Raw genomic sequence first — 8,431 nt, 5'->3', positions numbered from 1 at the left:
CTGGAGCGCGGCAGCCGCCGTTGAGCGACGTGACCGCGCGGTCTACGGCGTCGGCCAAGTTGTGGAATCCCAGGCCGCGCGCAAGGCGCGGCACGCGTACCGCGTCCTAGAGTGCCGGCGCCGGGCACCCCGCCCGGTCGCCGCGCGGCGACTCCGCGCGCCTGTGCAGGAGAACACGCATGCAAGCACGCTACTCCCCCCGTGCCGCGCGCGGCGCCGGCCTGTTCGTCGCGCTGTGCCTGGCGGCCAGTGCCGCCGCACCCGCCAATGCCGCCTGGAACGATGTCTGCAGCGGTACCGCCACCTACACCAGCTCCGGCTATTCCGGCGGCGCGCTGCTGCTGGATCCCATCGACCCGACCGCCACGATCGCCGCGCTGAACCCGACGCAGCTCAACTATGGTGGCGTCCAGGCGGCACTGGCCGGTGCCTACCTGCAGGTGCAGGGACCGCGCGGCACGGTCACCGTGTACGTCACCGACCTGTATCCGGAGGGCGCCGACTGCGGGCTGGACCTGTCGCCCAATGCCTTCGCCGCGATCGGCGACACCAGCGCCGGGCGCATCCCGATCCGCTGGCAGGTGGTGGCCGCACCGGTCACCGGCAACGTGGTGTACCGGATCAAGGAGGGCAGTTCGCAATACTGGGCGGCGATCCAGGTGCGCAACCACCGCTATCCGGTGGTGAAGTTCGAATACAGGAAGAACGGCGACTGGGTCAGCCTGCCGAAGACCGCGTACAACCATTTCGTCGGCGAGCAGATGGGCGCGCAACTGCTGGAGATCCGCCTCACCGACATCCGCGGCCAGGTGGTCACCGACACCCTCGGCGCGCTGCCCAGCCAGGGCGACAAGGGCGTGTACTTCGCCGACGGACACGTGCAGTTCCCGCGCTGAAGCGTGCCGTTGCATGCGCCGGCGGTCGCGCGCCGGCGCTGCGTCCACTTGCGCGCGCCTGCGCCGCGGCGATGATGCCGCAGCGCAGGTGAAGCCTCACGCTCAGAACTTGAAGTGCAGCGTCGCCATGTAGCGGCGGCCGTTGTGGTAGCGCCCGACCGGGTGGTCCTTGTCGCCCAAGTACTGCAGGTATTCCTCGTCCAGCAGGTTCTGTGCGTCCAGTTGCAGCGACCACTGCGCGTTGAACGCATAGCCCACGCTCGCGCCCAGGTCGGTGTAGGCGTCGACGCTGGCCGGCGCGGCGCCGGCGACGTAGCCGCCGGCCAGATAGCTGTCGCGCCAGTTCAGGCCGATCCGCGCGTTCCACGGTCCCTTCTCGTAGTAGGGGCTGAAGGCGACGCTGTTGCGCGACTGGTAGGGCAGCGGGTTGCCGCTGTTGTTCTCGCCGCTGGCGTAGGTGTAGTTGGCCGACAGGCCGAAGCCGCTGTCGCCAAACGGTTGCTGGTAGGCCAGGGTGAAGCCCTTGACCTTGCCGGTGCCGGCGTTGCGCGGGCGCTGGATGCTGTAGTCGCAGTAGCCGTCGGCGGTGCAGCCGTTGCTGCCGAGCATCTGCGCCCAGGTCTGCGGCGAGGTGTCGCGGATCGCGTTGTACTGGCGCTCGATGGTGGCCGAGGTGTCGATGTAGTTGTCGATCTTCTTGTAGAAGATGGACCACGCCACCACTGCCTGCGGCGCGAAGTAGTACTCGGCCGAGAGGTTGAAGTTCCACGATTCGTAGGGCGACAGCGCGGCATTGCCGCCGCTGCCGGTGAGCGTGGTGTCGTTGAGGAAGGTGTTGTTGACCATCTGGTTGTACGGCGCCCAGGCGATCACCTTGCCGGCGCCGAAGCGGAACACCCAGTCGTTGTCGGTATCGTAGGCCAGGTTCAGCGACGGCAGCAGGAAGTGTTCGGTCTGCGTGCGGGTCTGCCACTTGCTGTCCAGATCCTGCAGGGTCGGCGTGCCGCTGTAGACGAAGCCGCTGCCTTCGGTCTTGGAGCGCACGTAGCGCAGGCCCAGGTTGCCGCGCAGGCCGGCGTTGGAGAAGTTCAGCTGCACGTAGCCGGCGTTGTTGGTCTGCTGCAGCGCCCAGGTGTTGTTGAGGTAGCTGGACGGGTCCGGATTGGCGTAGTCGACCGGGCTGTTGCGGATCCAGTCGATCACGTTGCCGCGCCCGGCCTGCACGTGCTGGCCGTGGTCGGGATAGAACCCGCGGATGTCGGTCAGGCCGATGGTGCCGATGTCGGCCAGGGTGGCCGGGGTGACGCCGCCGTACACGTTGAGCGCGAAGTCCTCGTCGTGCTTGCCCTGGCGCACGCCGACCAGCAACTGGTTGAACACGCCGTCGAACTGCAGGTCCAGATCGAGCTGGCCGTAGCGATCCTTGCTCTGGGTGGAGAACACGCCGTTGTTGCCGATCCAGCCGCCGGCCGAGCCCCAGTTGGCCGGGTTGCGCGCGGCGGTGGGATCGTCGAAGCGGATGCCGCGGTCCAGATCCCAGCGGAAGCCGCCGTTGTAGAACGGCTCGATGAAGTACTGCGCCAGGTGGTCGTTGTCGGACTTGCTCTGGCCGACCTGGCCGCGCAAGGTCCAGCGTTCGCCGCGGTAGGCGCCGCGCAGGTCCAGGTCCTTGGTGGTCACCTGCGACTGGCGCACGTTGTTGTCGTAGATCACCGTGCCGCCGCCTGCATTGGCGTTGGCGCCGGAATGGCCGCTGTTGACCACGCCGTTGCGCACGTCGCCCAGCGCGTCGACCGCGGCGACGGTGCCCGGGTTCCAGGTGAGGAAGCTGTACATCGACTGGTTGTAGTTGTCGAAGTCTTCCTTGATGTACAGGCCGCTGAGGTTGAACTCCAGCGCGTCGCTGGGCTTGAGCTGCAGATTCACCACTGCGCTGTCGCGCTTGCGGTCCTGCTGGAACCAGGCGGCGTTGATCGAGTTGGGCACGTCCGCATCGGCCGGCACGCCGGCGGCATTGGCGAAGCTGCCGGCCTTGGCGTAGCCGAACACCTCCAGACCCTGGCGGTCCACGCGTTCCTCGTAATGCTGCGCGGACACCGCGACGCCGAAGGTCTGCTGCGGATTCTTCCAGCTGTACAGCAGCGACGCGTTCGGCTTGCCCTCGCTGGCCTGCTGGCTGTAGCTGTAGCCGACCGAGCCGGCGATCTCGTTGGCCTTCAGGTCCAGCGGCTGGCGGGTATGCATCAACACGGTGCCGCCGAGGCTGCCTTCGGTCAGCCGCGCCTCGGTGGATTTGACGATCTCCGCGCGACCCAGGATCTGCGGCGACAGCAGGGTGTAGTCGAAGCCGCGGTTGGGCTGCTCGCCGTACAGCCAGATCGCCTGCGCCACCGGGTGGCCGTCCAGGAACGACAGGTTGAGGCTGGGATCGGTGCCGTCGATGCTGACCCGCTCGCCCTGGCCGAAGCGGCGATCGATGGTGACGCCGGGGATCTGCGCGAACGCCTCGGCGACGTTGGTGCTGGGGAACTTGCCGATGTCCTCGGCGGTGATCGCCTCGGACACGGTGACGTTGTTGCGCTTGGTGTCCAGCGACTTCTCCAGGCTGGCGCGGATGCCGACCACCTGGACCGCGTCCAGATCGGTGGCGGCGGAGTCGGCCTGCTGCGCCTGCGCGGCGAAGGCGAGGACGCTGGCGGCGATGGCGGCCGACAGGACGGACGGGCGGTGACGCATGATGTCTCTCCTCATCATTCATGGATGGGCACCGTCGGCGTGGCCGACGGTGCGGGACGGAGTTGCGTGCTGCCTGGCGGCGCGGACCGATGCCGATTCCCCTGGGTCCGCGGACGCCGTGTTTGTGCCGAATTCGTTGCGAAGCGTGCAGAACCTTTACGGTCCGGTGACAACGATGTCAACGCGATGCCGCGGCGGGGTGGCCCCGGTGGCGGGGCAAAACCGACCTGTCGTGTCCGGGATCGCGCTGCGGCGTGTCGGGTCGCGTACGGGCCTTCACGTCGATGACTTGGGCCGATTTCCCGGGATTTGCCGCGATCCGGGCTGTCGCAGGGGCTGTGGTTCAGACCTCTGCCAGGCATCGCCGCGATTGGTCTTGTGGCTTGTAGACAAATTCGTGCCCGCCGGTGACAACGATGCGGTTTGCGGCGCTGCACCCAAGCTCGCCGAAGGGCGGATACCGGCACATGATCCATCGGCATCGGCCATGACCGCCGCCTGGACATGGGCGCCAGCGCTGGCGGGAATCGGCCGCTCGCTGTGCGCAGGGCGTGGCCCGAGGCCAGGGGGCTTGGGCGACTCGCCGCCGCGAATTTCGGGGTGACGCGCCACTGCGCTGTTGCCGTGGTCGGGCAGCGCTGTCGATCTGGGCCTGCGCCGCGTGCTGTGGCGCGACGTGCACGACCCGCCGATTGGTACTATATTGGACATAATGAATCCATGCGGACTGGAGAGCTCGCCATGACCAAGCCCAAGCCGCAGGCCGATCCACGCCTGCATGCGCTGGCCGTGGACCCGGACGCGCCGACGCCGCTGTACCTGCAACTGGCCAGCAAGCTGGTGGAGGCGATCAAGGGCGGGCAGTGGAAGCCGGGCGAGGCGTTGCCGGCCGAACGGCAGCTGTGCGAGTACCTGCAGGTGTCGCGGGTCACGCTGCGTCAGGCCGTGGATGCGCTGGTCGAACAAGGCCTGGTGTCGCGCCGGCAGGGCGCCGGCACTTTCGTCACCTCGCACATCCAGCACCAGCTCAGCGGCCTGGCCAGCTTCAGCGAAACCCTGCGCATGAAGGGCCTGGAGCCGGGCACGCGCTGGCTGGAGCGGCGCACGCGCCCGGCGCATGGCGAGGAGATCCTGCGCCTTGGCCTGTCCCCGGACACGGTCGTCGCGGCGCTGACCCGCCTGCGCAGCGCCGACGGCCGGGTGATGGCCTACGAGAAGGCGGTGCTGCCGCAGCACGTAGTGCCCGATCCGCACGCCATTGCCGATTCGCTCTACAGCTACCTGGACGAGCGCGGCACCCCGGTGGTGCGGGCGCTGCAATACTTCCGCGCCATCAACCTGCCGGCGCGGCTGGCCGGCCATCTCGGCATGAAGGAAGGCGAGGCGATCCTGCACGTGGTGCGGGTCGGCTACACCCGCGACGGCAGCGCGATCGAACTGACCGACACCTATTGCCACAACGACTACTACGACTTCGTCGCCGAACTGCGACGCTGACCGCCGATCCCCGCGCCCTCCCGGAGCACGCCGCCCATGACCACCGCACGGCCCGCCAGTCCCTACGCTTCCATCGCCATCGTCGGCCTGTTGTTCTTCATCATGGGCTTCTTTACCTGGATCAACGGGCCGTTGATCCTGTTCGCCAAGGTCGCCTTCAATGTCAGCGACACCTTCGCGTTTCTCATCCCGAGTGCGTTCTACATTTCCTACTTCTGCCTGGCATTGCCTTCTTCGCTCATCCTGAAGCTGACCGGGATGAAGAAGGGCCTGGCGCTGAGCCTGCTGATCATGGCGATCGGCGCCGCGATCTTCGGCCAGTTCACCAATGCCCGTTCCTACGTGGGCGCGGTGAGCGGCATCTTCATCATCGGCGGCGGCCTGGCCTTGCTGCAGACCGCGGTCAATCCGTACATCAGCATCCTCGGGCCGATCGACGGCGCAGCGCGCCGTATCGCGCTGATGGGCATCTGCAACAAGGTGGCGGGCGCGCTGGCCACGTATGGACTGGCGAAGGTGGTCCTGCACGGCATGGAGGATTTTTCGACGCAGATCGAACAGGTGCTGCCGGCGCAGAAGGAACTCCTGTTGCAGGAATTCGCTGGCCGCATCCACGGCCCTTACATGGCGATCGCCGGCATCCTGGCCGTGCTTTCCGTCGCCATCCTGTTTTCGCCCTTGCCCGAGATCAGCCCCGAGACGGCGAACGCGTCGGCCTCCGACGAGCGCAGCCGCGACAGCATCTTCGCGTTTCCGCACGTATGGCTGGGCGCGTTGTGCATCTTCGTGTACGTCGGCGCCGAGGTGATGGCCGGCGATGCGATCGGCATCTACGGCAACAGCCTCGGTCTCTCGCTCGACTACGCGAAATATTTCACCATCGGCACCCTGGCCTGCATGCTGGCCGGCTACCTGCTCGGCCTGGTGCTGATCCCGAAGTACATCTCCCAGGAAAAGTACCTGTCCATTTCGGCCTGCCTCGGCATCGTGTTTTCGCTGTGCGCGATGGTGACCGGGGGCTATGTCTCGGTGGCGTTCGTGGCGGCGCTCGGATTCGCCAACGCCATCATGTGGCCGGCCATCTTCCCGCTGGCCATCAAGGGGCTGGGCAAGTTCACCGAAAAGGGCGCAGCGCTGTTGATCATGGGCATCGTGGGCGGCGCCGCGGTGCCGCAGCTGTTCGCCCATCTGAAGGAGTCCTTCGATTTCCAGGTGGTCTTCGCCGGCCTGATGATCGCCTGCTACCTGTACATCCTGTTCTTCGCGCTGCGCGGTCACCGCGTCGGCCAGGGCGCGCGGTGAGCTGACGCGCTTTTCTCCAACTCGGCAAACTCATTCCAATGCGCAGACCCACCATCAAAGACGTCGCCGAACGGGCGCGGGTGTCGCTGAAGACCGTTTCGCGGGTCATCAACAACGAACCCTCGGTGATGCAGGCCACGCGCTCGCGCGTGCTGCACGCCATCGCCGAACTCGACTACGAGCCGGATCCGTCGGCGCGCAATCTGCGCAGCGGCACCCCGTTCGTGATCGGGCTGGTGTACGACAACCCCAACCCTTACCACATCATCGGCGTGCAGAACGGCGTGCTTGCCGCCTGTCGCGAGACTGGCTTCGGCCTGCAGATCCACCCCTGCGACTCCACCGCGCCGATGCTTGCAGAGGAACTGGCCGAGTGGACCCAGCGCTCGCGCCTGGCCGGGCTGGTGCTGACCGCGCCGATGTCCGAGCGCGCCGACCTGGTCGCGGCGCTGGCCGCGCGCGGGATCAAGACCGTGCGCATCATCGCCGCCACCGAGGATCCGCAGGATGGCCCGTGCGTCTACGTCGACGACCGCGACGCCGCCTACGAGATCACCGAACACCTGATCCAGCTCGGCCACCAGCGCATCGGCTTCCTGTGGGGCGGCACCTCGCATCGCTCCAGCGGCGAGCGCTATGCCGGCTACGAGGCGGCGCTGAAGGACTACGGCATCACCCTGGACAAGCACCTGGTGATCCCCGGCGACTACACCTTCGACGACGGCTTCCGCGGCGCCCGCCGCCTGCTGGCGCTGCGCGAACCACCGACCGCGATCTTCGGCTCCAACGACGAGATCGCCGCCGGCGTGCTGGCCGCGGCCAAGTCGGCAGGCATGAACGTGCCCTACGACCTGTCCATCGCCGGCTTCGAGGACAGCCCGTTCTCGCGCCAGTCGTGGCCGCCGCTGACCACCGCCAAGCAGGCCACCGAAGACATCGCCCGCCACGCCGCGCGGCTGCTGATCAGCCAGCTGCGCAGCGATGCCTACGAAGACCATCCGGCGCCGGTGCACAACCAGGGCTTCGTGCCGCAACTGGTGGTGCGCGGCTCGACCGCGCCCATGCAGCCGCATTCCCGCCGTTCCTCCTCCCCAGACCCCACGTGATCCTGCCCATGGCGCTGCCCTCCGAAACCGAAACCCTGATGTTCCGCGAAGCCGCGGAAGCCGCCGCGGTCGTCGCCGCGCAGTTCGAACGCAACCACGCCACCGTGAGCGCGCTCGCCGCGTCGTTGCGCGCCGCGCCGCCGCCGTTCGTGGTGACCTGTGCGCGCGGCAGTTCCGACCACGCCGCCACCTACGCCAAGTACCTGTTCGAGACCCAGCTCGGCGTGGTCACCGCCTCGGCCTCGCCGTCGGTGGGCTCGGTGTACGAAGCGCCGCTGCAGTTGCGCGGCGCGCTGTACCTGGTGATCTCGCAGTCGGGCAAGAGCCCGGACCTGCTGCGCAACGCGCAGGCGGCCAAGGACGCCGGCGCGCGCGTGGTGGCCCTGGTCAACGTCGAGGATTCGCCGCTGGCGCAGCTGGCCGACACGGTGATTCCGCTCGGCGCGGGCCCGGAGAAGAGCGTGGCCGCGACCAAGAGCTACCTGGCCTCGCTGGCGGCGATCCTGCAGCTCGGCGCGCACTGGAAGAACGACCCGGCGCTGCTGGGCGCACTGCAGGAATTGCCGCAGGCGCTGCGTGCGGCCTGGCAGGCCGACTGGCGCTCGCTGACCGACGGCCTGGTCGAGGCGCACAACCTGTTCGTGCTCGACCGCGGCCTGGGCCTGGCGGCGGCGCAGGAAGCGGCGCTGAAGTTCAAGGAGACCTGCGGCCTGCACGCCGAGGCCTACAGCTCGGCCGAAGTGAAGCACGGGCCGATGGCCCTGGTCGGCCCGGGCTTCCCGGTGCTGGCGTTCGACCAGCCGGACGAAGCCGGCGAGGGCACCCGGCGCCTAGCCGAGGAGTTCCGCGGCCGCGGCGCGCAGGTGTGGCTGGCCAGCGCCGGCGGCGACCTGC

5 protein-coding genes and 1 pseudogene are annotated in these 8,431 nt (G+C 68.0%); 5 read left to right on the top strand and 1 reads right to left on the bottom strand.

The genetic code is table 11. The annotated features are described in order from the left end of the window. Positions 1-284: 284 nt before the first annotated feature. Positions 285-896 (top strand): annotated as a pseudogene (locus D183_RS0106920) (expansin EXLX1 family cellulose-binding protein); the annotation flags it as partial. Between the two features lie 102 nt (positions 897-998). Here the strand turns inward: D183_RS0106920 and D183_RS0106915 are convergent. Then, positions 999-3,632, bottom strand: coding sequence for a TonB-dependent receptor (locus D183_RS0106915; protein WP_017908363.1), 2,634 nt, complete (start codon positions 3,630-3,632; stop codon positions 999-1,001). Between the two features lie 741 nt (positions 3,633-4,373). Between D183_RS0106915 and D183_RS0106910 the strand changes: the two genes are divergently transcribed. From D183_RS0106910 to D183_RS0106895, 4 genes are all read left to right on the top strand, one after another. Further along, complete coding sequence (locus D183_RS0106910) at positions 4,374-5,129, top strand: GntR family transcriptional regulator (protein ID WP_010343151.1); 756 nt, start codon at positions 4,374-4,376, stop codon at positions 5,127-5,129. 36 nt (positions 5,130-5,165) lie between these two features. After that, positions 5,166-6,431, top strand: a complete 1,266-nt coding sequence (locus tag D183_RS0106905) for a sugar MFS transporter (RefSeq protein WP_017908362.1) — start codon at positions 5,166-5,168, stop codon at positions 6,429-6,431. Positions 6,432-6,469: 38 nt separating this feature from the next. Next, on the top strand, positions 6,470-7,537 hold the full coding sequence (locus D183_RS0106900) for a LacI family DNA-binding transcriptional regulator (RefSeq protein ID WP_010343153.1): 1,068 nt from the start codon (positions 6,470-6,472) through the stop codon (positions 7,535-7,537). 8 nt (positions 7,538-7,545) lie between these two features. Beyond that, a partial coding sequence (locus D183_RS0106895) for an SIS domain-containing protein (RefSeq protein WP_026144263.1) occupies positions 7,546-8,431 on the top strand: 886 nt, incomplete at its 3' end.

Source organism: Xanthomonas sp. SHU 199 (genome assembly GCF_000364665.1).
In the GTDB taxonomy this organism is placed as follows: domain Bacteria; phylum Pseudomonadota; class Gammaproteobacteria; order Xanthomonadales; family Xanthomonadaceae; genus Xanthomonas_A; species Xanthomonas_A sontii.
This window is presented reverse-complemented; position numbering and strand designations above follow the sequence as displayed.

Excerpts from the sequence above, each read along its gene's own strand:
- D183_RS0106910 (WP_010343151.1), top strand. The coding sequence starts at position 4,374 with ATGACCAAGCCCAAGCCGCAGGCCGATCCACGCCTGCATGCGCTGGCC.
- D183_RS0106915 (WP_017908363.1), bottom strand. The coding sequence starts at position 3,632 with ATGCGTCACCGCCCGTCCGTCCTGTCGGCCGCCATCGCCGCCAGCGTC.
- D183_RS0106905 (WP_017908362.1), top strand. The coding sequence starts at position 5,166 with ATGACCACCGCACGGCCCGCCAGTCCCTACGCTTCCATCGCCATCGTC.
- D183_RS0106900 (WP_010343153.1), top strand. The coding sequence starts at position 6,470 with ATGCGCAGACCCACCATCAAAGACGTCGCCGAACGGGCGCGGGTGTCG.